We start from the raw sequence: 20988 nt of genomic DNA, 5'->3' as shown, positions 1-20988 counted from the left end.
CCCTGCGTATTTCTAAGGCGTATTCTGTGGCGCTGGTACTAGCGCGTGGCCCCGGCGACCTTCGGCAGCGCACCACCGGCGGCGGCGTTGCGGTCGGGGCGGAAGTTGTTGAAGTCGAGCCCCGGGATGTCGCGGACGAGGTTGAGGTCGTCCTCGATGATCGCGGCCTCGCCGTCTTCGGGACCGACCAGGGGCAGCCGAACTCGAGGGCTCGAGATGCGACCGAGGCCGTGCAGGATGTACTTGGCCGCGACCGTGCCGGGAACGTGGGTCATGACGGCACGCACCAGCGGCTCGAGCAGTTTGTGCGCCGCGGTGGCCGTCGCGAGATCGCCGGCGTTGACGGCATCCACGATCTGGCGATAGGGAGCCGCGGCAATATTGGCCGTGACACCGATGAGTCCGGTCGCGCCGATCGCGAGGTGCGGCAGCACATTGGCGTCGTCACCGGAGAAGTAGAGCAGTTCGGTGTTGTTGAGCACGCGGCTGACCTCGCTGAAGTCGCCCTTCGCATCTTTGACGGCCCGGATGTTCGGGTGCTTGGCCGCGCGGATGATCGTCTCGTAGCGGATCGGGATGCCCGATCGACCGGGGATGTCGTAGAGGATGACCGGCAGGTCGGTGGCGTCGGCGATCATCCTGAAGTGGGTGAGCACTCCAGCCTGGGTGGGCTTGTTGTAGTACGGGGTCACGATCATGACCGCGTCTGCGCCGGCTTTGGCGCTCGACTTATGAAGTTCGATCGCGTGGGCCGTCTCGTTGGAACCGCCACCCATGACGATCTTCGCGCGCCCTGCCGCAACACTCTTGGCGACTTCGACGAGCCTCAGCTTCTCGGCGTCGGTGAGGGTGGATGTCTCCCCCGTCGTGCCCGAGATGACGATGCCGTCCGCACCGGCGCTGATCACATCGTCGATGTGCTGCTCGACATTGGGCCAGTCGACCTCCCCCTCCGCCGTGAACGGCGTGATGAGAGCGACGAGGACCTGTCCGAACGGGTTGTCTATAGCCACGGGTTACAGGCTATCGGGTGTCGGTTCGTCGATAGGTCAGGAAACGGTAGTCGAGCCCTTTACGTGACGAGTGCCAGCCCTCGACAGGGTCGGCGGCGACAATGCTCCATCCCTCGGAGAGAGCCGGCGCGACAGTGTCACCGGGGATTTCAGCGTCGATCTCCGTCACCTCGAGCCGATCGGCCGACGACAGGAGTTCGGTGTACAGCGTCGCACCGCCCGTGATCCAGATGGTGTCGGGAGAGCCATCGGTCGCACGTTCGATCGCAGCCTCGGCGGAGTGGGCCACCTCGGCACCCTCGGCGTCCCACTCGGGATCACGAGTGATCACGATATTGCGCCGACCCTCCAGCGGCCGGAATCGGGGAGGAAGAGAATCCCACGTCTTGCGCCCCATGAGCACAGGGCTGCCCTCGGTGAGCGACTTGAAGTGGGCGAGATCTTCGGGCACATGCCACGGCATGGTGCCGCCGCTGCCGATGATTCCTCCACGCGCCTGCGCCCAGATCATCGCCAGTTCCGGCTTTTTGAAGCCCGTCATACCGCTACAGCGCCGCGGATGGCCGGGTGGTGCTGGTAGTTCTCGATGGCGAGATCGCCGAATTCGTAGTCGAAAACGCTGTCGCGCTGGGTCGTGATAGCCAGCGTCGGGAGCGGGAACGGGTCACGGCTGAGTTGCTCTGTGACCTGGTCGACGTGGTTGTCATAGATGTGGCAGTCCCCGCCGGTCCACACGAAGTCGCCCACCTCGAGGCCCACCTGGGCCGCCACCAGATGGGTGAGCAGCGCGTAGCTGGCGATGTTGAAGGGCACGCCGAGAAACAGGTCGGCGCTGCGCTGGTACAACTGGCACGACAACTTACCGTCGGCGACGTAGAACTGGAACAGCGCATGGCACGGCGCGAGAGCCATCTTCGGGATGTCGGCGGGATTCCACGCCGACACGATGAGCCTGCGCGAATCCGGATTCGACCGGATGGCCTCGATCACGTCGGAGATCTGGTCGATCTGCTCACCGCTGGGGGTGGGCCAGGAGCGCCACTGCACTCCATAGACCGGGCCCAGTTCGCCCGAGGCGTCCGCCCATTCGTCCCAGATCGTCACGCCGTTGTCACGCAGCCAGCCGACATTGCTTTCGCCACGCAGAAACCACAACAGCTCGTACGCGATCGACTTGAAGTGCACGCGCTTGGTGGTAATCAGCGGGAAGCCCTCAGCGAGGTTGTACCGCAGCTGGCGGCCGAACACGCTGCGGGTGCCGGTGCCGGTGCGATCGCCCTTATGGACGCCAGTGGCGAGGGTGTCACGCAGCAAGTCTTCGTAGGGGTTCGCGGTCGTGGAGTTCATCGCCTCGATGCTACTGCGCCGCACCGACTGCCGCACCGATAGCCGAGCCTGCTACTGCCCGTAACAGTCGGCAACACTCAGCAACTGCACACAGCCGGGAGTTAGCGTTGTAACACCATGAATCCCCTTCTGATCACCGCGATCCTCGTCGGTCTCGTCACCGTTTCCACAGTCATAGGACTCATGTGGCGCGGGGCCCAGGGTCGAGTCCGTCGTTCGAACGGCGAGACCATCGTCTCCTCGCAGGCGCTGGGCGTCGACCTCCCCCTGTCGGACATCACCCTGCTGCAGTTCTCCAGCCCGCTGTGCGCTCCCTGCAGGGCGACCCATGTCGTGCTCAATTCCATCGCCGGGCAGCGGGAGGGCGTCGAGCACGTCGAGATCGACCTGAGTGAGCGCCCCGAGCTGGCATCGGAGTTCCGGATCGCCCAGACTCCGACGACGTTCATCCTCGACAGGGATGGCGTTGTCCGTGCCCGCATCGGTGGTGCGCTGAAGCGCGACGCCGTCATCGCCGAGATCGACAGCATCCTGGTGACCGCATGACGACGAACCCGGTTCAGGCAAGGACACGGCTGGCCTCGACCGGCATCGACCCACGAAGCCCGCGATTCGGAGCCGGAATCACGGCGGTGCTCCTGCTGGTCGTCATCGCGCTGTCGCTCGCCGCTCCAATGGCTGGCACCCTGGCTGAGCGAGCAACGGCTCCCGGCTTCATCCTGTTCGTCGTGATCAGCGCCCTGTTCGCCTGGGGTGCCGCCGCCGGGGTCAAGCGTCATCCGTACGGCGCCGTGTTCCGGGCTCTCGCGAGGCCCAGGCTCAGCCCGCCGCGAGAACTCGAAGACCCTGCCGCTCCCACCTTTGCCCAGGGGGTCGGATTCGTCATCACCCTGGTCGGGATCATCCTGCACCTCGCGGGAGTGCCGTTCGCCATCGTCGTAGCCGCGAGTGCCGCCTTCATCGCGGCGTTCCTGAACTCCGTTTTCGCCTACTGCCTCGGATGCCAGCTGTACGTGCTGATTCTGCGGGCCAGGAATGCAAGGGGTGCCGCCGCCTGACCTGCGCGCATAGTGTGGACGCGACGAAAGGTTCACGAATGCCCGTAACAAGCGAAGCAACCACCCTGTGGTTCGGCGACCTCATGAGCGGCACCGGCACGACATCCCTCGACTCCTCCGACGCGGCCGAGTTCCCCGTCAGCTGGGCGGCTCGATCAACCGGCGAGTCCGGAAAAACCAATCCGGAAGAACTGCTCGGCGCCGCCCACTCCGCGTGCTTCTCGATGGCCTTCGCCAACGGTCTCGCGAGTAACGGCACCCCCGCAGAGAGCCTTCAGGTCACCGCCGCTGTCACCTTCGACCCCGCCCACGGAATCACGGGAAGCCACCTTTTGGTGAGCGCCAAGGTCGCAGGGCTGAGCGATGCCGACTTCCAGAGGCTCGCCGACGACGCGAAACAGAATTGCCCGGTGTCACGTGCACTGAGCGGCATCCCCATCACCCTCGAAGCAAGCCTCGCCTGAAGGGCGCCCACATGAGAATACTCATCGCAGGAGCATCCGGATTCATCGGAACCGAACTCGTTCGCCAGCTCGAGGACGACGACCACACCATCACGAGGCTCGTGCGGTCGGCTCCCGAATCGAGCACCGACTACCTCTGGATGCCGTCGGAACTGACCGTCGATCCGAGGGCCATCGACTCTGCCGATGCCGTCATCAACCTCGCGGGCGCCACTACCGGCCGGATTCCCTGGACGGCGAGCTATAAGCGCCAGATCCTCTACTCCCGGGTCAACGGCACCCAGACCATCGCCGAAGCGATCCAGCGGTCGCCCACTCCCCCCAGCATCTTCCTCAACGGTTCGGCCGTCGGCTATTTCGGTGACCAGCCCGGCGTAGAGCTCACCGAGTCGTCGGCTAAAGGCGAGGGTTTCCTGAGCGATGTCGTCGAGGCGTGGGAGAAAGCCGCCAGGCTCACCCCCCAGCCGACTCGGGTGGTCATGTTCCGCACCGGTGTCGTCGTCGGCAACGGTGGAGCATTCACTCCTCTCATCCCCCTCACGAAGCTCGGCCTTGCGGCCACGTTCGGCAACGGTGAACAGAACTGGCCATGGATCTCGCTGCACGATGAGGCGGCCGCCATCCGGCACCTGCTCACCTCGGAGCTCGACGGCGTCGTGAACCTCGCGGGACCCACCCCGGCGACGTCTCGGGAGATCACCGACGGCCTAGCCGAAGCCATGGATCGCTGGCGCAAGCTCGCCGTGCCGAAGTTCGCCCTCGACCTGCTCGGAGATGCCGGCAACGACCTGCTCCTGACCAGCGAGAAGGTCGTGCCGCAGAGACTTCTCGACGACGGTTTCGAGTTCCGTCACGAGACAGCTCAGGATGCCCTGCGCGAGTTGGTCGACTCGCTCCGCTGACGCGGGGAGCCGCGGCTCAGAGTTTGGCGGACCGCTGCAGGGAAATCGCGCGCCGGGTCGCCCAGCGCGCCCTGCGTCGGTCGCCACTCGCGTCGTAGGCCAGCCCGAGCCGCAACCACGCGCGCCAGGACTCGGGATCGGCCTCGACCTCGGCCTGGTACGTCGGAAACTCGGCGTCGGCCGCCGCAGGATCGGCCCGACCACTCGGCAGCCTCGGCAGGTTGTCCACCGGCAGCCCGCCTTCGCTGCCGAGTTTCGCGAGGAGCCTTTCGCCCCTGACCACGAACAGCAGGTCCGCGACAAGCACCCATGCCCCGATGGCGGGAAGCACGACCAGGGCGAAACCCATGACCTTCGCCAGAGGCTGCTCTGACGTGATCAGCAGGATCGCGTAATTGGTCACGAACACCAGATAGAGCACCAGCAGTGCCGCCATCACAAGGGTCGCGGCGCGGGCCTTCATCGGTTCTGGCCGCCATTCTCGCGGCCTGATTGCGACGACGAGTCGAGCCCGAGATCGATGAGCTTGTCGAGGCCGACAACCACTCCCCTGGCTGCTCGAGCCGCACGCAGGCCGAGCAGGATACCGGCCTCGTAGGCACTCGGGGAGAGAGTGTCGTGGCTGATGGTGAGCACTTCGCCGTTGCCGCCGAAGATCACATCCTGCCTGGCGACGATGCCCTGCATCCTGAGACTGTGGATGGGGATGCTCGACACCTGCTGCCCGCGGGCGCGCTGGTCGACGTGGGGTGCGACGACCGGCCCGAGTTCTCCGCGGGCGGCTCCCATGAGTTCTGCCGTTCGCACGGCGGTACCCGACGGCGAGTCGATCTTGGACGCGTGGTGGGCTTCGACGATCTCGATCGAGTCGAAGAATCGTGACGCCATGGCCGCGAAGGAGGTAGCCAGCACCGAACCGATCGAGAAGTTCGGGACGATGATCACTCCACTGTCCGGTTTGGCTGCGACGGTGCGCTCCAGCGCGGCGATGCGCTCGCCCGACCACCCCGACGTGCCCACGAGCACGTTGATGCCGTTCGCGACGGCGAAGTCGACGACCCCCTGCGAGACCGCCGGGACCGTGACATCCATGACGATATCGGCACCGAGCATCTGGCTCAGGTCGCCCGATCGCCCGATCTGCGCCACCAGCTCGAACTCGTCGGATTCTTCGATAATGCGAGTGGCGAGCCTGCCCATTTTGCCCGTGGCACCGACGACGGCGACTGTGGTTGTCATCTGCACAATCTACCAAGAGCGGCACGGGCGGCGATCGACGGCGGCACGTTCTACGCTCGACTCATGCACACCTTCGTCGACGCTCCGGTGTCGGATGCCACGGCGCACGAGCTGCTCGCCGAATACTTCGCGTACCGGGCGCTCACCTTCCCGCAGGCCGACGGCTACGTGACCACCTTCCCCTCGCCGGAGAACTTCACTCCGCCCCGGGGCGTCTTCCTCGTGGTGGAACTGGATAGCACGCCCGTCGGTTGCGGAGGCATCCGCTCGCTCGGCCAGGGACGATTCGAGGTCAAGCACCTCTGGCTGCGGCTCCGGACGCAAGGACGGGGTCTCGGTAAGGCGCTGCTGGCAGAGCTCGAACTGAGGGCGATAGGGCTGGGCGCGACCGAACTCGTGCTCGACACCAACTCGAGCCTCGCGGCGGCCGGCGGCCTCTACCGCTCGAGCGGCTATACCGATATTGACGCTTACAACGACAACCCGAACGCGACCAACTGGTATTCGAAGAGCCTGCCCTGCTAGAAGGGCTGCAGGTCGGGCATCCCGGTGCGCAGCTCGACGGGAAGGTGACCGAGGTCGTTGTGGGTGACAAGAACCGGAGGTTTTGCACTTCGCACCCGGATGATCGTCAGCCCACAGTTCGCCTGGTTGATGCCGAGCCAGCGCCAGGTCGGCGCGCCGAAGACTTCGCGCACGAACCACGCGATCACGAAGTTGTGCGTGATCAGGAGGTCGTGCTGGTCGTCCCGCGCCGGGGCGAGGAACTCCGCAACCGCGTCGGACATCTGGGCCTCGCCGGCCTCGATCTCGGCCGGGGTGACCGACCGGAAGAACGGCTCGAACGAGTGCGGCATGTCGTTCGTTGGTCCGGACGGGATGCAGTCCATGAGGAGGGCGCTCGGCTGAGACTCGAGGGCCGGCATCCGTTCTGTCATGATCTTCGCCGTCTCCTCTGCGCGCTGCAGCGGCGAGTGCCACGCACGGGTGAACGGCACGCCACCGAGCCGCTCGGCGATGGCGCGGGCCTGGCGGGTGCCCTTGCCGGAGAGCGGGCCATCGGGAAGCCCATGCTCAGCGTCCTGCTGCTCGCCGTGACGCACGAGATAGATGTAGTGGGCCATGAAAGGTACCTGGATTCCTACTCGCCGGTGGCGGACTGAAGCGCGAGGATGCCGGAGAGCGCGTCGTCATCCATCGTCCCCACAGCGGCGACCGACATCGGCCGCGACACCAACTCGGCCGCAAGCTGCTGCACGGAATCCGCGGTCACGAGGGAAAGCCGCCTGAGCGACTCGTCGAGGTCGACGAACTCACCGAGGGTCAGCTCGCTGCGACCCAGTCGCGACATCCGGGTGTCAGAATCTTCGAGGGCGAGAGCGGATGCCCCGCTCAACTGCCCGACAGCGCGCGCCATCTCGTCGCTCGAGACACCATCCGTCGCCAGTCGTTCGAACTCGGAGACCATCAGTTCAGCGACCTGGGGAGCCTTCGCCGGCGAACATCCTGCGTAGATGCCGTACAGCCCGGCATCCGAATAGCTCGGGGCGAACGAGTAGACGGAGTACGCCAGCCCGCGCTTCTCGCGGATCTCCTGGAACAGCCGGCTCGACATCCCACCCCCGAAGATCGCGTTCATCACCGAGAGCGTGGCGCGACGTTCGTCTGCGGCGGGTAGCCCTGCGACGCCGAGAAGAATGTTGGCCTGTTCGATGGGTCGCTTGACGACCACGAGAGGGCTGCCGCGTTCGATCAGCTCGTGGGTCGATGTGCGTCTCGGCACGGGCGGAGCCTCTGCCGACAGATCCCAGTCGGCTCGCTCAAGGGCTGTCGTGACGCGGGCGACGAGCGCATCATGGTCGACGGCGCCAGCGACGGTGATGACCAGATCCTGTGCCCGATAGTTGGCGCGGTAGTGCTGCCAGACCGCTTCGCGCGACACGGCCCCGATCGTCTGCGGGTTTCCCCCGATGGGCCGCCCGAGAGGATGATCGCCCAGGACTGCCTCGAAGAATCGTTCACTGGCGACATCAGACGGATCGTCGTCGGCCATCGCGAGTTCTTCGAGGATGACGCCGCGCTCGATCTCGAATTCGTCGGGGTCGATCACCGACGACGTGAACATGTCGGCCAGCACATCGACGGCCATGCCCAGGTCACGGTCCTGCACCTTTGCGTAGTAGCAGGTGTATTCCTTGGCCGTCATGGCGTTGTGCTCGCCGCCCACCGCGTCGAACGCCACAGCGATATCGAGGGCGGAGCGGGTGGGAGTCCCCTTGAACAGCAGGTGCTCCAAGAAGTGGGTCGAGCCGTAGGTCTCCGGCACTTCGTCACGTGACCCGACGGCGACACAGTAGCCGATGGTGGAACTGCGTGAGCCCGGCACCGATTCGCTCAGGATGCGCACACCGCTCGGAAGCACGGTGCGCCGCACAAGCGCGTCACCAGATGCCGTGAATGAGAGTTCAGATAGGTCTAGCGGAAGAGAGACAGCGCCGTTCATCACCTATCGAGCCTACGTCATGGGCCGCGGAATCTGTCCCGTGCTCACGTTTCAGGGGTGCCCCACTAAGTGGGGTCAGCCGACGAGGACAAACAGACTGGTCTGTCTGTCCTCATTCTGCTACGTTATATCGCAGGCACCCGAAGCCTGCGTTCGACCGCTACCCCGACAGCGGTCGTGCACCATCGTCGCTATACCCGTAGCGACGACGACATGGCCGAACGGCCGTTTTCTAAGGAGTCGCGCTGTGACAGTTTTAGACGCCATCAACATCGTTGATCTGGTCCCGACTGCACAGCGCGCTCCGGCGAAAAACCGCATCCTCGAGACGGTCAACGTGCTGTTCTACGAAGACGGCATCCGCAATGTCGGAGTCGACCGCATCATCAGCGCATCGTCGGTGACAAAGGCCACGTTCTACAAGCACTATCGGGCAAAAGACAACCTGATCGTCGAATACATCACGCATCGCCACGCGCATGAGCGAGCGGCACTCGAAGCCCTCATCGCGGCAGCACCGACCCCCGAGTTCGCCCTGCGCGACTTCATAGCGTCGGTCATCGCCGAGATCGACAGCGAAGGATTCCGCGGCTGCCCGTTCATCAACGCCGCCGCCGAGTTCCCCCAGGCCGACCACCCCGTGCGCAAGATCGTCACGGCACACCGCGAGTGGCACACAGACTCTCTTGCCGAGCTGCTGCGTGGCATGGGTCACCCTGTTCCCGGCGATGCCGCCGATGAACTCCTGCTGGCGAAGGATGGCGCGTTCGCCGGCGGTTACGCCGGTGACTCGATCGCGGCATCCGCTGCCCTCTACCGCATCGCGAACCGGGTGCTCGCGGAATCCTCGGCTGCCTAGTTCACTCCAGCTCGACGCTCTAGCTCGACACCCTGTCGAGTTCGCTTACCTGCTGGCGCGACAATTGCAATCTGGTGGCGGCCGCGAAGTCGTCGACCTGCAGCGGATTCGATGCCGAGACGACGGGTGCCACGACGTTCGGCTTGACGAGCAGCCACGCCAGCGCTACTGACGCGACAGTCGACTCGTGTGCCTTCGCGATCGAATCCAGGGTCGACAGGATCTTCAAGCCGCGGCGGCCGAGGTAGCTCGCCACCTCCGACCCGCGCGGATTCGTCGTCAGGTCGGCCTTCTGCCGGTACTTGCCCGTCAGAAAACCGCTGGCCAAAGCAAATCTCGGCATGACCCCCAGCCTCTGCTGCGCTGCGACCATGGCCAGGTCACCCTCGTACTCGGTGCGGTGCATGAGGTTGTAGTGGTTCTGCAGCGCGACCATGGGGGCGACGCCCACCATGGCAGAGGCGATCCTGGCCTCGATCAACCGGTTTCCGGTGTGGTCGGATCCCCCGAAGAATCTCACCTTCCCTGCCCTGATGAGCTCGTCAACGGCAAGGAGGGTTTCTTCGAACTCGACGTCGGCGTCGTCGATGTGCAGGTACAGCAGATCGATGTGCTGCACGCCGAGCCTGTCGAGAGACGCGTCGACCGCCCTCGTCAGGACGCGAGCCCTGAGCCCGGGATTCTCGACGCTCTTCCCCACTTTGGTGGCGATCACCATGCCGGAGCGATTGCGCCTTGACCTCATCCAGTTGCCGATCATGATCTCACTTCGACCAGCCGCGTAGGAATCTGCCGTGTCGATGAAGTTGCCGCCGTGGGCCGCATAGGCATCGAGGACGCGGTTCGTGGTGTCGTCGTCGTCGGTCCAGCCGAAGACGTTACCGCTCATGGCGATCGGATACACCCTGAGATCGGATGCACCGATCGTCCGCAAGCGGGTCGGCCCGCCGATCGTGCCGATGCTGGCGGTGTCGATAGTGGCCGTGCCGATGCTGGTCGCGTCAGTCCCGCCTGCGCCAGGAGTCGGTTGGACGCTCGCGTACGGTTCGCCTGACGGAGCATCACTCCGAACGGCTTTTGCCTTTACTGCGCTGAACTGCTTTATTCCGAGCCGGGCCACTCGTCCTCCCCAACGTCCTTCCACTGTATTGCTGGGTGAGTGCTCGCGAAATATCGCGGGTGAAATCGTTACTCGTCCGTGGTGAATCCGGGTACGCAAAAGGGCCCACCCCCGAAGGAATGGGCCCTAGTGTCTTACGCGAGCGCCTGGCGAGAGGCCCCGCGCAGATCTATTCCGCGTTACGGTCCGCGGGGATGCCGGCGCAAGCACCGGAACCCCCACGGGGTAACGCTGGCGCGTTACCCTTCGGCGGGCGCTTCCGGACCCTCTGACGCGGCAGCTGAGCTGTCGGTGTCAGCGGATTCGGCGGCGTCGTCGACGGGAGCGAGCGAGAGCTTTCCACGGTCGTCGATCTTCGTGATCTCTACCTGGATCTTCTGGCCGACGGCGAGGACGTCTTCGACGTTCTCCACGCGCTTGCCACCGGCGAGCTTGCGGACTTCGCTGATGTGCAGCAGTCCGTCCTTGCCGGGGGTGAGCGAGACGAACGCACCGAAGGTCGCGAGCTTGACGACGGTTCCGAGGAACCGCTCACCGACCTCGGGGTTCAGCGGGTTCGCGATCGCGTTGACCGCGGCGCGAGCTGCCTCGGCCGACGGACCGTCGACGGCACCGATGTAGACGGTTCCGTTGTCTTCGATCGAGATGTCAGCTCCGGTGTCATCCTGGATCTGGTTGATCGTCTTGCCCTTCGGGCCGATCAGCTCACCGATCTTGTCGACCGGGATCTGGACGCTGATGACGCGAGGCGCGGTCGGCGCCATCTCGTCGGGAGCGTCGATCGCAGCGTTGATGACGGCGAGGATCGCGGTGCGAGCCTCCTTGGCCTGCTTGAGCGCGCCATCCAGAACTGAGGACGGCAGGCCGGCGAGCTTCGTGTCAAGCTGGATCGCTGTGACGAACTCAGAGGTACCTGCGACCTTGAAGTCCATGTCACCGAGAGCGTCTTCAGCGCCGAGGATGTCGGTCAGTGCCGCGTAGCGGACCTGGCCATCGACGTCGTCGGAGATGAGGCCCATGGCGATACCGGCAACCGGTGCGCGCAGCGGGACACCGGCGTTGAGCAGCGACAGGGTCGATGCGCAGACCGAACCCATCGACGTCGAACCGTTGGAGCCGAGAGCCTCTGACACCTGGCGGATCGCGTACGGGAAGTCTTCACGCGACGGAAGCACGGGGACGAGGGCGCGCTCGGCGAGGAAGCCGTGCCCGATCTCGCGGCGCTTCGGCGAACCGACACGACCGGTCTCACCCGTCGAGTACGGCGGGAAGTTGTAGTGGTGGAGGTAACGCTTCTTCGTGACGGGGTTCAGTGAGTCGATCTGCTGCTCCATCTTGAGCATGTTCAGCGTGGTGACGCCCAGAATCTGGGTCTCACCGCGCTGGAAGATCGCGGAACCGTGAACGCGCGGGATGACCTGCACCTCGGCGTCGAGCGCGCGGATGTCGGTCAGGCCACGGCCATCGATACGGATGCCCTCGGTGAGCACGCGGTTACGCATGACCTTCTTCGAGACGCTCTTGTACGCGGCAGAGACCTCGGCGTTGGCCGAAGCGGGAAGGCGCTCGGCCTCGACCTCGGACGCGATGTGGCCCTTGACGCGGTCCTTGAGCTGGTCGTCAGCGTTCTGACGCTCGATCTTGTCGGCGATCTGGTACACGCCCTTGAGGTCTTCCCAGGCGAGGCCGGCAACGGAATCGTAGGTGGACTGCTGGTAAGGCGGGAACAGCGGGAAGTCCTGGATGGGCTTTGCCGCGGTGGCGGCGAGCTGCTGCTGTGCCTTGATGAGCTGGGTGAGGAACGGCTTGGACGCTTCGAGACCCTGGGCGACGATGGCCTCATCCGGCTTCGTTGCACCGGCCTTGATGAGCTCCCAGCTGCCTTCGGTCGCTTCGGCTTCCACCATCATGATGGCGATGTCTTCGTTGCCGTTCTCGTCGGTGACGAGGCGGCCGGCGACGGTGAGGTCGAAGACGGCGTCAGCAAGCTGGCTGTGCTTCGGGAATGCAACCCACTGGTCGCCGATGAGGGCGAGGCGGATGCCACCGACCGGTCCGTAGAACGGGAGACCGGAGATCTGCGTGCTGAGTGATGCTGCGTTGATCGCGAGAGCGTCGTAGAACTCATCGGGTGCAATCGACAGCACCGTGATGACGATCTGCACCTCGTTGCGCAGGCCTTCGACGAAGGTCGGGCGCAGCGGGCGGTCGATCAGGCGGCAGACCAGGATGGCCTCCGTGGACGGGCGGCCCTCGCGGCGGAAGAACGAGCCGGGGATCTTGCCTGCGGCGTATGAACGCTCTTCGACGTCCACCGTGAGGGGGAAGAAGTCGAACCCGTCGCGCGGGTGCTTTCCTGCGCTGGTGGCGGACAGGATCATGGTGTCTTCGTCGAGGTACGCGGCTACGGCACCCTGTGCCTGCTGCGCGAGTCGTCCGGTTTCGAATCGAACCGTACGTGTGCCGAATTTACCGTTATCGAGAACGGCTTCGGCTGAAGTGATTTCTGGACCCTCCAAGGGGGGTTTCTCCTTTGTTTAATGTCGCGGACCCGTGTGGTCGGCGACTCATCAGCGTGAATAAACGCGAAGAGCAGGAGCGGGCAGAAAGGGGCGCCGTGACATGTGTGAATAACGCTTTGGCAATGCGCCCAAGGGTGGGTGCTGCTCTGGCCAGCAGTAGAAAGTCACTGGCAGACTCGAGAGCCGAATCTCATCCAGTAATTCACCACCGTTGACCAGCTTCGTGCCAGCCTGCTCCGGTTGTCATGCTACGGAGTTCCGCGCACAACTCTCCCATGATAACAGTTACGGCGTGTCGGGCGCCAGAAACGCCTAACCCGGCGTGCTGGGTTGGGATTCTTCAGGTCGATACGAGCCGAACGGATCATCCGGCAACGGCGGACACTTGCCGTTCACGAGCGCCCACTCCCCCGGCGACCGGGCGATGGGGTTCCCATCGGCACGCACATAGGGGCTCCATGCTGACCCTCCCCTCACCAGTCCGAGGTACTGGTCTCGGGTGGGCGGCGGTGTCACGTCGAACCCCAGGGTCGCGATGCAGGGTGCCAGCCTCGTCGTGAAGTAGTCGTACATGAACATGACCTGCTCGTCGCTGAGAAATCCGGTGATGCGGGGGTCGACGGGATACTGTCGAAGGCAGGTCCACTGGGCCAGCGAGACCTCCGTGGCATCGAGATCGCCCGGGTCGTCGATGGTGAAGCCGCCGCTGATCTCCCTGGCCTGCAGTCCCGCCGCCTGGAGGCAGCTGGTCTGCACTGTCGACCAGGTGTCAGGGGTGGTGAACTCGACGGTCGAGACGTCGGGTTCGGGATCGATCCCGTTCGCACCGGTACTGCCGGCCAGTATCTGCTTCCAGTAGCGGTCGAGCTGGCTTGCGACATACGCATCGACGTCAGAATCCGTGGCGTCCAGCGGCACGGTGATGGTGGTCGTGCATCCTGCCAGCAGGACGACCGCGAGCGCACAGGATGCCACGGCCAGTGCGACACTGCGAATGCTGTTACGCATACCCCAGTGTCGCACTCGAGTTGCGGCCTACCGGAGCGACTTCGGATTCTCGACGGGAGCGCTCGCGATGAACTGGTCGATCTCACCGGTGGTGGGTGCCGCGCCCTCCGGGCTGGCGCCGTGCTCGTCGCGGTTCGTGAACTCGGTCTCGTCGAACGGCAGGCGCCCAGCGAGCACCTCGGTGACGCGAGCCTTGTCGATCTCGCGGGTCCAGGTGCCGATCAGGAGGGTGGCGACAGCGTTTCCGGTGAAGTTGGTGACGGCGCGAGCCTCTGACATGAACCTGTCGATCCCCACGATCACGCCGACGCCATCCACGAGGTCCGGTCGGTAGGTCTGCAGGCCACCCGCGAGAGTCGCCAGCCCGGCACCTGTGACACCCGCTGCACCCTTGGAGGCGATCATCATGAACAGCAGCAGTCCGATCTGTTCGCCCAGCGCCAGCGGCTTGCCCATGGCCGAGGCGATGAACAGGGACGCCATGGTCAGGTAGATGGCGGTGCCGTCGAGGTTGAAGGAGTAGCCGGTGGGAACAGTGATTCCCACGACGGGCTTGGAGACGCCCACGTGCTCCATCTTCGCAATCAGCCGGGGCAACGCGGCCTCTGAGGATGACGTACCCACGATGAGCAGGTATTCGCGACCGAGGTAGCCCATGAGCCTGAAGATGCTGACGCCCGTGACGAGCTTGAGCAGCGACCCGAGAATCACGACGATGAACAGCGCACACGTGATGTAGAAGCCGATCATCAGGGTGGCGAGGCTCACGATCGCCCCGAATCCGGTCTTGCCCACGACCGCAGCGATGGCCCCGAACGCTCCGATCGGTGCGAGCCACAGGATCATCGACAGGATGCGGAACACGAGCACCTGCAGGTTCTTGATCGCGTCGAGGATGGTGACGCCCTTGCTGCCCAGCCCCTGCACGGCGAAGCCGACCAGGAGCGCCACGAAGAGGGCCTGGAGGATGCTTCCCGAGATGAGGGACGACACCAGCGTCGTGGGAATGATGCCCAGGATGAAGTCCGTGGTGGTGACGGGTTCTGCTGTCACCTCGTAGGTCGAGGATCCGATGTTCAGACCTTCGCCGGGGTGGATGATGTTTCCGACGACAAGGCCGATCGCGAGCGCGAAGGTCGACATCACGATGAAGTAGCCGAGAGCGAGCCCGCCCACCTTCCCCACGGTCGCCGCCTTGGCTATCGAGCCGACTCCGATGACGATCGTGCAGAAGATCACCGGGGCGATCATCATCTTGATGAGGGACACGAAGCCCTTGCCGATCGGTTCAAGGCCAGCGGCGAACTCCGGCGCGGCCAGCCCCACGATCGACCCGGCAATCACCGCGACGATCACCGCAATGTACAGATAATGGTTGCGATCCAGAGAACGTAGCTTCTTTGCCATGAGCGGTCATTCCATTTCCGACCGGAACTCCATCGTGTCCGGCCCTCGAGAACTTCTGATTGGCCCCAGAGTGCGCTCTGCCAGCGTCGGGCGGAACTTATGTTCATACTGTTCGGAGAACCGCCCGCCCACGCGAGTCATACTGGTGGGCGGGAAGCGGGTGAAGGTGCAGAGTCGGACCTGGAGTGTTGCCGGTCGGGTGTTCGGCGTGCAGGTGCTCGCCGTGCTCGTGATCGGTGCCATCCTGCTGCTCGTGCTGGCCTTCGACGCCCGCCGCTCTGTCGATGACGATGCAGCGCTGACGAGCCTCGCGGTCTCCCGGACCATCGCAACCGATCCCGCCGTGACCGAGGCGCTGGCAGCCGACGATCCGAGCTCGTTGCTGCAGCCGTACGCCCTGGCGACCATCGCTTCAGCCAGGGTCGACTTCGTGACGATCATGGATCCGGAAGGGACACGATTCACCCATCCCGATGCATCCCAGATCGGAAAGACCTTTCTCGGCACGATCACCGACGCCAGGGCAGGCCGCACCATCACCGAGACCTACACCGGCACTCTGGGGCCGTCGGTGCGGGCCGTTGTGCCGGTCATCGTTGACGGGAAGGTGGTGGGCATCGTGTCCGCGGGTGTCACGACCGCCAACGTCGTCTCCGCGATGATCCCGAGAATCCCCTTCGTCATCGGTATCGCGATGGTGGTCGTCATCGTCGGAGCGCTTGCTGCCGCGATCACCAGGCGCTCATTACGCAGGGTCACCGGCGATATGGCACCGGCGCAGATGGGTCGCATGGTGCAGTTCTACGAATCAGTGCTCCACTCCGTGCGGGAAGGAGTGGTCATCACCGATCCACAACGGCGAGTGGTGCTCTACAACGACGAAGCAGCCGACCTGCTCGGGATTCAACCCGCCCCGAGAACAGCAGCACCGACCATCGCCGAGAATCTCGGAATCGATCAGGATGTTGCAACGCTCCTGGGGTCTGGGCGGCGTGTCGTCGAGGAAACCCACGTCGCCGGCGGGCGGGTGCTGCTCGTGAACCAGGAGCCCGCCGCCTCACCGAGCGGCGGTGAGTCGACCCCGGTCGGAGCGGTCATGACCCTGCGGGACCAGAGCGAACTGCAATCGCTGGTCGGTGAGCTGGAGTCGGTGCGCACCATGAGCGAGGCGCTGCGATCACAGGCGCACGAACACGCCAACACCCTCCACACGATCGTCTCGCTGCTCGAGATGGGCCGCGCCGAGGAGGTGGCGACGCTGGTAGCCGACACCACGCGCACGAGCCAGGGGCTGGCGGATGCCGTGCTCGACAGCGACGTCGATCCGGTGCTGGCCGCCCTCCTGCTCGGAAAGTCCGCGACAGCGAGCGAGCGCGGCGTCGATTTCACGATCAGGCTCGAGCACGGCACCGAGCTGCCCCTCGGCTCCAGCGAGACCATTTCGGTGGTGGGAAACCTGATCGATAACGCACTCGACGCTGTGCGCGGCACGGCGAAACCGAGGAGCGTGGCAGTGCACCTGCGCCGGGACGGAGGCGGGGTCATCCTGAGCGTCGTCGACAGCGGCCAGGGCGTCGTGGTCGACGACGTCTTTGCTCTCGGTACGACGACGAAGGCTCCCGATGGCAGCGCGCACGGCGTCGGTCTGGCCGTGGTGCGCAGAATCGTCGTGGAGCACGGCGGCATTGTGGAGTTCGCCGACGGCCTGCCGACGACGGTGATGGTGACCCTGCCGGTCGGAGCGCTCGAATGATCAGCGTGCTCGTGGTGGATGATGAGCCGCTCGCAGCGGAAGCCCACTCGCGCTATCTCGGGCGACTCGACGGCTTCGTCGTGGCAGGAGTCGCCGCGACCGCCCGCGATGCCATGGCACAGATCCTGACCGCCCGGGCCCAGGGCAGTCCCATCGATCTGGTGCTGCTGGACTTCACCCTCCCGGATGCGAGCGGGCTCGACCTCGCCCGATCGTTGCGCGCGGCGCGAATCGACGTCGATGTCATTGCCATCACCGCGGTGCGCCAGACCCAATCCGTACAGGCCGCCCTCGCCGTGGGAGTGATGCAGTACCTCATCAAGCCATTCGGGTTCGCGGCCTTCCGCGAGAAGCTCGAGCACTACTCGCGATACCGCGCGCAACTGGGCCAGTCGGTCAGCTCACCTACGCAGCAGGAGGTGGATGACCTGCTGTCGTCTCGGCGATCAGCGAGCCCGTCATCGCTTCCCAAGGGGCTCACCGCCACCACCCTCGATTCGGTCTCAGCGCGACTGCGCAGTGCGACGACCCCGCGATCGGCTTCCGAGCTCGGATCAGAGCTCGAACTCTCGAGAGTAACGGCCCGGCGCTACCTCGAACATCTCAGCGATATCGGTCTGGCGGCACGAAGCCAGCGGTACGGTTCGCCGGGGCGGCCCGAAGTCGCTTATGCCTGGCGCCGCTAGTCTGCAGCGTTTCCGTAGCTCGGATCCGCACTCCTGACGTCGTGAACCGGTGGGCCGATCGGTCGAGCAATCCCTATCAGGGGGCGACCGGTTCGACGAATGGCGGTGGGGCCGGTTCGCTGGTGGGATCAGGGTCGGGCGTCGGATCCGGGGTCGGATCAGGGTCGGGCGTCGGAGTCGGAGTCGGAGTCGGAGTGGGGGTCGGATCCGGGGTGGGATCTGGAGTCGGGGTGGGGGTCGGGACGCCAGTAGGGGTGGGTCTCGGTGTTGGAGCGGCTCCCGGCGCCGTAGACGGAAGTGGAGAAGAGCCCGGAGCTGCAGGGGCGCGACTCGACTCGCGTTCGCCCGGCAGTGTGCTGTCACCGGGCGGCGATTCTTTCGAGCCGGGTACCGCCGTTGGATCCGAGGTGAACGGGAGTGTTGGTAACCCATCCAGGCGATCCGCTGTCCCACCCTCGGAGTCTGCGGATTCCGAGCCAATAGCGACGGGACCGGGTCGTGGTCCCGACTGACCGATCCTGGGCACCGACGCCACAGCGACCAGAGTCCCGGCCGTGAGCGCGGCAATTGCAAGAGTCGAGACTCCGGCAACCATGCGCCTGACCCCCGGGCGAAACTGGAGCGCCCGAACAGGATCGACCGGGGAACGACTAACGGGCCGGTCGGCTGGGGGCTGGGGAGACGCGACGAACGCTGATGGGTCGATCGTCGCTACGTACGGTTGTGGAACATCTCGACGTGCCGGGCGGTCGTTCTGTTCACGGGGCTGTGAGGCTGCACTCTTCGCCGCGAACGCCACTGTGCCGGTCGCCTTGTGCGGCTTCGACTCGTGACCCGGTCGGACGGCAACCTGAGGCTCATTCACCACATCCACCTCACGGCGGGCGGCAGCAACGGAGGCTCTGACCTCGGCCGGATCCCGACCGGTCAACTGTGCGAGAAACCAGTCAGCGTCGTACGACCCCAGAGGGTTGTTTGCCGGCAAATCGAGCGGGTCCGTCACACGGACACGATATCCCCTCAGGTCTCGTTTGTCACGCGATTTGTCCCCCCTGAGGGGGACACGATCAGGTGCTTCGCTGTGTCCCTCAAACATGTGACAATCCACAAGGTGGTCCAGACCGAACTACCTGTACAGAGGAAGACACTGGGGCACCGTTGCCTGCCACCACGGGGAGATTCTCGCGGCGGCATCATCGCGTCCGCCCATCGAGAGAGACCGGCGGGGGTCGGTCGACTCGGGTGGCCGGTCGTGCTACACGGCCGGCTACCGGATCTCAGGCGAGGCGGGCAACCGTCGGGCCGGCGCAGTGGCGTGGAACTCTGGCGTCGTTTACCCGCGCCGGAGCACCACCCCGCCGTTCTATTCGCGGCATCGGCTCTGGGAGGGGCGAGCGGGGTCAGCGAGTCTGGCCGATGAGCAACTCGACCCGGAACAAGCCGCGCTTGCGCATGATCTCGACCGGAATCCGTTGGTGCTGGCCGCTGATGTCGAGTCTCGACAGGGCCTCATCCATGACCGATTCGAGCCCCCGTGGCACAAATCCCACAGGGCCGGTGACCCGGGATCCGGTGAACAGTCGCACCTCGATCTCGGTGTCGGCACCTTCCTGTTGTTGGGTCCGGCGGGCTGTCGCAGTCGTGAGCTTCGTCTCACCGCTCTCGGAGATGTCAGTGAGTTCCTGCTGGAACTGATTGCTGCCCGCAAGTCGAATGCGCACGCGTGAGTTGATGGGCACGAGCACACCGCGAAACTGGTTGAGCGAACCTTTGCCGAGGTCGTTACGGTCGAAAGCAGACATAAACGGATCGTATCGCGTCGGGCCGAACTGCCTAGGAGAGCTGGCCGCGCAGGATGGAGTCGCCGGAATGATTGGGGTCGCCGTCGAACGGCTCCGCAGAGACGTCGACAAGGTCGTACTTCGACAGGTCCAGTCCCTCGGGTACGGTGAAGGTCCCGGCCGAACCGTGAACGACACCGAGACTCACGAGCTCGGTTGCATCTGACGTGATAAGCCACACCTCGTGATAGCCGTCGCCGCCGTCGGGAGTATCCAGAGACAACTCGATCACCCTCGCACCGTCTGGCTGCTCTTCGACCACGGCCTCCCCCGTGGAACCAGTCCACCCCGGGAAGGCATCGAGTTCGGCGCTTGCCAGCACGGTGACCGGTCGAGGCTGCAGCCCAATCCACGCGGCCCCCACTCCCCCGAGTACCAGCACCATGGCGGCAGCTGCGGCCAGCGGCGGAACCCAGCGTCGAGTTCGGCGCTGTGACAGTGCCACGACGGGAGCTGAATCGATGGACGTGCTGAGAGAGAGTTCATCGGTGATGCGCGACCATACTCGGTCCGGCGGGGTGACGAGATCCCCCGAATACAGGGTCGATCGCGCTACGAGTGCAGTGTGCTGCAGGTTCTCGAGCTCTGCGCTGCAATCGTCACAGGCCTGGATGTGCGCCCGGTCGTCAGGCGAATCGACGTGCTCGCCGAGGGCGAGCAGCGCGAGTGTGTCAGGATCCAGGTGTCGCATACGTCGCCTCCAATCGGGTTCGCATCTTCTGCAGGCTGCGTCGGATGTGGCTTTTGACAGTTCCCAGGGGTAGTTCGAGGCGGTCGGCTATTTGGAGGTGTGTGAGATCGTCGAAAAACGCAAGTCTCATCACCTGCTGCGCGTCCGGTTCGAGCCTGGCAATCTCGTCTGCGACCAGAAGCGTATCGGCCAAATCGATTTCTTCCGCCATCGGCTCCCCGGGGAATGATGTCGCGGCAAGCTCCTGCTGCAGCCTTCTGATGCGCGCGCGCGCATCGTGGGTATCGGCGATCTTGTTCTTCGTGATCCCCACCAGCCACGACGGCAGCCGGGATCGCGAGGGATCGAATCCTGAGCGGGAGGTCCACGCTGCGACGAAGGCTTTCTGCGTGACATCCTCGGCATCTCCCACATCTCCGAGCGAACGGAGCGCAAGCGTGTAGACGAGGGGGGACCACCGGGCATAGACGGTGGCGAGTGCCTTCTCGTCTCCCGCCACGAACGCTCTGGCCAGCGATGCTTCGTCCTCGCTGTCGAGGGCTGTCATCACTCGTGCTGTCACGACTGCACCCCCC

At 64.9% G+C, this 20988-nt stretch carries 21 protein-coding genes and 1 pseudogene; 8 read left to right on the top strand and 14 right to left on the bottom strand.

What is annotated here, in order from left to right; translation table 11 throughout:
• Nucleotides 1-38: 38 nt before the first annotated feature.
• Genes dapA through IWX81_RS01700 form a run of 3 tightly spaced genes read right to left on the bottom strand, consistent with a single transcriptional unit; the run spans nt 39 to nt 2360 of the window.
• The gene (dapA, locus tag IWX81_RS01710; protein WP_199279546.1) at nt 39-1013 is read right to left on the bottom strand and encodes a 4-hydroxy-tetrahydrodipicolinate synthase; all 975 of its coding nucleotides are present in this window, start codon (nt 1011-1013) and stop codon (nt 39-41) included.
• Nucleotides 1014-1023: 10 nt separating this feature from the next.
• Nucleotides 1024-1554: a dihydrofolate reductase gene (locus tag IWX81_RS01705; RefSeq protein WP_199279545.1), complete on the bottom strand. Its 531-nt coding sequence runs from the start codon at nt 1552-1554 to the stop codon at nt 1024-1026.
• Nucleotides 1551-2360, bottom strand: coding sequence for a thymidylate synthase (locus IWX81_RS01700; RefSeq protein WP_199279544.1), 810 nt, complete (start codon nt 2358-2360; stop codon nt 1551-1553). Before IWX81_RS01700 ends, IWX81_RS01705 begins: the two co-directional genes overlap by 4 nt.
• 117 nt (nt 2361-2477) lie before the next feature.
• On the opposite strand from IWX81_RS01700, the gene IWX81_RS01695 reads away from it, so the two are divergent.
• The 4 genes from IWX81_RS01695 to IWX81_RS01680 are packed head-to-tail and all read left to right on the top strand — an operon-like array spanning nt 2478 to nt 4784.
• Nucleotides 2478-2906 carry a TlpA family protein disulfide reductase gene (locus IWX81_RS01695; RefSeq protein ID WP_199279543.1) on the top strand — a complete coding sequence of 143 codons (429 nt, stop codon included), beginning with the start codon at nt 2478-2480 and terminating at the stop codon, nt 2904-2906.
• A complete protein-coding gene (locus IWX81_RS01690; RefSeq protein ID WP_199279542.1) occupies nt 2903-3418 on the top strand; it encodes a DUF4395 domain-containing protein in 516 nt (171 codons plus the stop codon). The genes IWX81_RS01695 and IWX81_RS01690 overlap by 4 nt, the downstream gene beginning before the upstream one ends.
• A 38-nt stretch (nt 3419-3456) precedes the next feature.
• Nucleotides 3457-3882 carry an OsmC family peroxiredoxin gene (locus IWX81_RS01685; protein WP_199279541.1) on the top strand — a complete coding sequence of 142 codons (426 nt, stop codon included), beginning with the start codon at nt 3457-3459 and terminating at the stop codon, nt 3880-3882.
• A gap of 11 nt (nt 3883-3893) precedes the next feature.
• On the top strand, nt 3894-4784 hold the full coding sequence (locus IWX81_RS01680) for a TIGR01777 family oxidoreductase (protein ID WP_199279540.1): 891 nt from the start codon (nt 3894-3896) through the stop codon (nt 4782-4784).
• A 16-nt stretch (nt 4785-4800) separates the two neighbouring features.
• Here the strand turns inward: IWX81_RS01680 and IWX81_RS01675 are convergent, their stop codons facing one another.
• The gene (locus IWX81_RS01675; RefSeq protein WP_199279539.1) at nt 4801-5247 is read right to left on the bottom strand and encodes a hypothetical protein; all 447 of its coding nucleotides are present in this window, start codon (nt 5245-5247) and stop codon (nt 4801-4803) included.
• A pseudogene (gene dapB, locus IWX81_RS01670) lies at nt 5204-6023 on the bottom strand (4-hydroxy-tetrahydrodipicolinate reductase); the annotation flags it as partial. The pseudogene dapB and the gene IWX81_RS01675, both read right to left, overlap by 44 nt.
• A 63-nt stretch (nt 6024-6086) precedes the next feature.
• Here dapB and IWX81_RS01665 point away from each other — a divergent pair.
• A complete protein-coding gene (locus IWX81_RS01665) occupies nt 6087-6548 on the top strand; it encodes a GNAT family N-acetyltransferase (RefSeq protein WP_199279537.1) in 462 nt (153 codons plus the stop codon).
• Here the strand turns inward: IWX81_RS01665 and IWX81_RS01660 are convergent.
• Together IWX81_RS01660 and IWX81_RS01655 are read right to left on the bottom strand one after the other, a co-directional pair.
• Nucleotides 6545-7147, bottom strand: a complete 603-nt coding sequence (locus tag IWX81_RS01660) for a histidine phosphatase family protein (protein WP_199279536.1) — start codon at nt 7145-7147, stop codon at nt 6545-6547. The genes IWX81_RS01665 and IWX81_RS01660 overlap by 4 nt on opposite strands.
• A gap of 17 nt (nt 7148-7164) precedes the next feature.
• Nucleotides 7165-8526, bottom strand: a complete 1362-nt coding sequence (locus IWX81_RS01655) for a M16 family metallopeptidase (protein ID WP_199280388.1) — start codon at nt 8524-8526, stop codon at nt 7165-7167.
• Nucleotides 8527-8773: 247 nt separating this feature from the next.
• Between IWX81_RS01655 and IWX81_RS01650 the strand changes: the two genes are divergently transcribed.
• Nucleotides 8774-9385, top strand: a complete 612-nt coding sequence (locus tag IWX81_RS01650) for a TetR/AcrR family transcriptional regulator (protein WP_334592645.1) — start codon at nt 8774-8776, stop codon at nt 9383-9385.
• Nucleotides 9386-9404: 19 nt separating this feature from the next.
• Here IWX81_RS01650 and IWX81_RS01645 read toward each other — a convergent pair whose 3' ends face one another.
• The 4 genes from IWX81_RS01645 to IWX81_RS01630 all read right to left on the bottom strand — a co-directional run bounded on the left by IWX81_RS01645 (nt 9405) and on the right by IWX81_RS01630 (nt 15442).
• On the bottom strand, nt 9405-10505 hold the full coding sequence (locus tag IWX81_RS01645) for an aldo/keto reductase (RefSeq protein ID WP_334592643.1): 1101 nt from the start codon (nt 10503-10505) through the stop codon (nt 9405-9407).
• Between the two features lie 239 nt (nt 10506-10744).
• Nucleotides 10745-13024: a polyribonucleotide nucleotidyltransferase gene (locus IWX81_RS01640; RefSeq protein WP_199279534.1), complete on the bottom strand. Its 2280-nt coding sequence runs from the start codon at nt 13022-13024 to the stop codon at nt 10745-10747.
• A gap of 315 nt (nt 13025-13339) precedes the next feature.
• Nucleotides 13340-14035, bottom strand: coding sequence for a hypothetical protein (locus IWX81_RS01635; protein ID WP_199279533.1), 696 nt, complete (start codon nt 14033-14035; stop codon nt 13340-13342).
• Nucleotides 14036-14062: 27 nt separating this feature from the next.
• Nucleotides 14063-15442 (bottom strand): cation:dicarboxylate symporter family transporter, encoded by a 1380-nt coding sequence (locus tag IWX81_RS01630; RefSeq protein WP_199279532.1) that lies wholly within the window; start codon nt 15440-15442, stop codon nt 14063-14065.
• A gap of 166 nt (nt 15443-15608) precedes the next feature.
• Here IWX81_RS01630 and IWX81_RS01625 point away from each other — a divergent pair, with 166 nt between their 5' ends.
• Both IWX81_RS01625 and IWX81_RS01620 read left to right on the top strand, forming a co-directional pair.
• Entirely contained in the window at nt 15609-17195 is a 1587-nt protein-coding gene (locus IWX81_RS01625) for a sensor histidine kinase (protein WP_199279531.1), read from the top strand.
• Nucleotides 17192-17881, top strand: a complete 690-nt coding sequence (locus IWX81_RS01620; RefSeq protein ID WP_199279530.1) for a response regulator — start codon at nt 17192-17194, stop codon at nt 17879-17881. Before IWX81_RS01625 ends, IWX81_RS01620 begins: the two co-directional genes overlap by 4 nt.
• Nucleotides 17882-19281: 1400 nt before the next feature.
• Here the strand turns inward: IWX81_RS01620 and IWX81_RS01615 are convergent.
• Genes IWX81_RS01615 through IWX81_RS01605 form a run of 3 tightly spaced genes read right to left on the bottom strand, consistent with a single transcriptional unit; the run spans nt 19282 to nt 20960 of the window.
• On the bottom strand, nt 19282-19683 hold the full coding sequence (locus tag IWX81_RS01615; protein WP_199279529.1) for a hypothetical protein: 402 nt from the start codon (nt 19681-19683) through the stop codon (nt 19282-19284).
• 31 nt (nt 19684-19714) lie between these two features.
• Nucleotides 19715-20413, bottom strand: coding sequence for an anti-sigma factor (locus tag IWX81_RS01610; RefSeq protein ID WP_199279528.1), 699 nt, complete (start codon nt 20411-20413; stop codon nt 19715-19717).
• Complete coding sequence (locus tag IWX81_RS01605; protein WP_199280386.1) at nt 20394-20960, bottom strand: sigma-70 family RNA polymerase sigma factor; 567 nt, start codon at nt 20958-20960, stop codon at nt 20394-20396. Before IWX81_RS01605 ends, IWX81_RS01610 begins: the two co-directional genes overlap by 20 nt.
• Nucleotides 20961-20988 lie beyond the last annotated feature (28 nt).

Origin of the sequence: Salinibacterium sp. CAN_S4 (genome assembly GCF_015752305.1) — a bacterium.
Lineage (GTDB): Bacteria > Actinomycetota > Actinomycetes > Actinomycetales > Microbacteriaceae > Rhodoglobus.
Note: the sequence above shows the minus strand (reverse complement) of the source record. Positions and strands in the feature narration are given on the sequence as shown.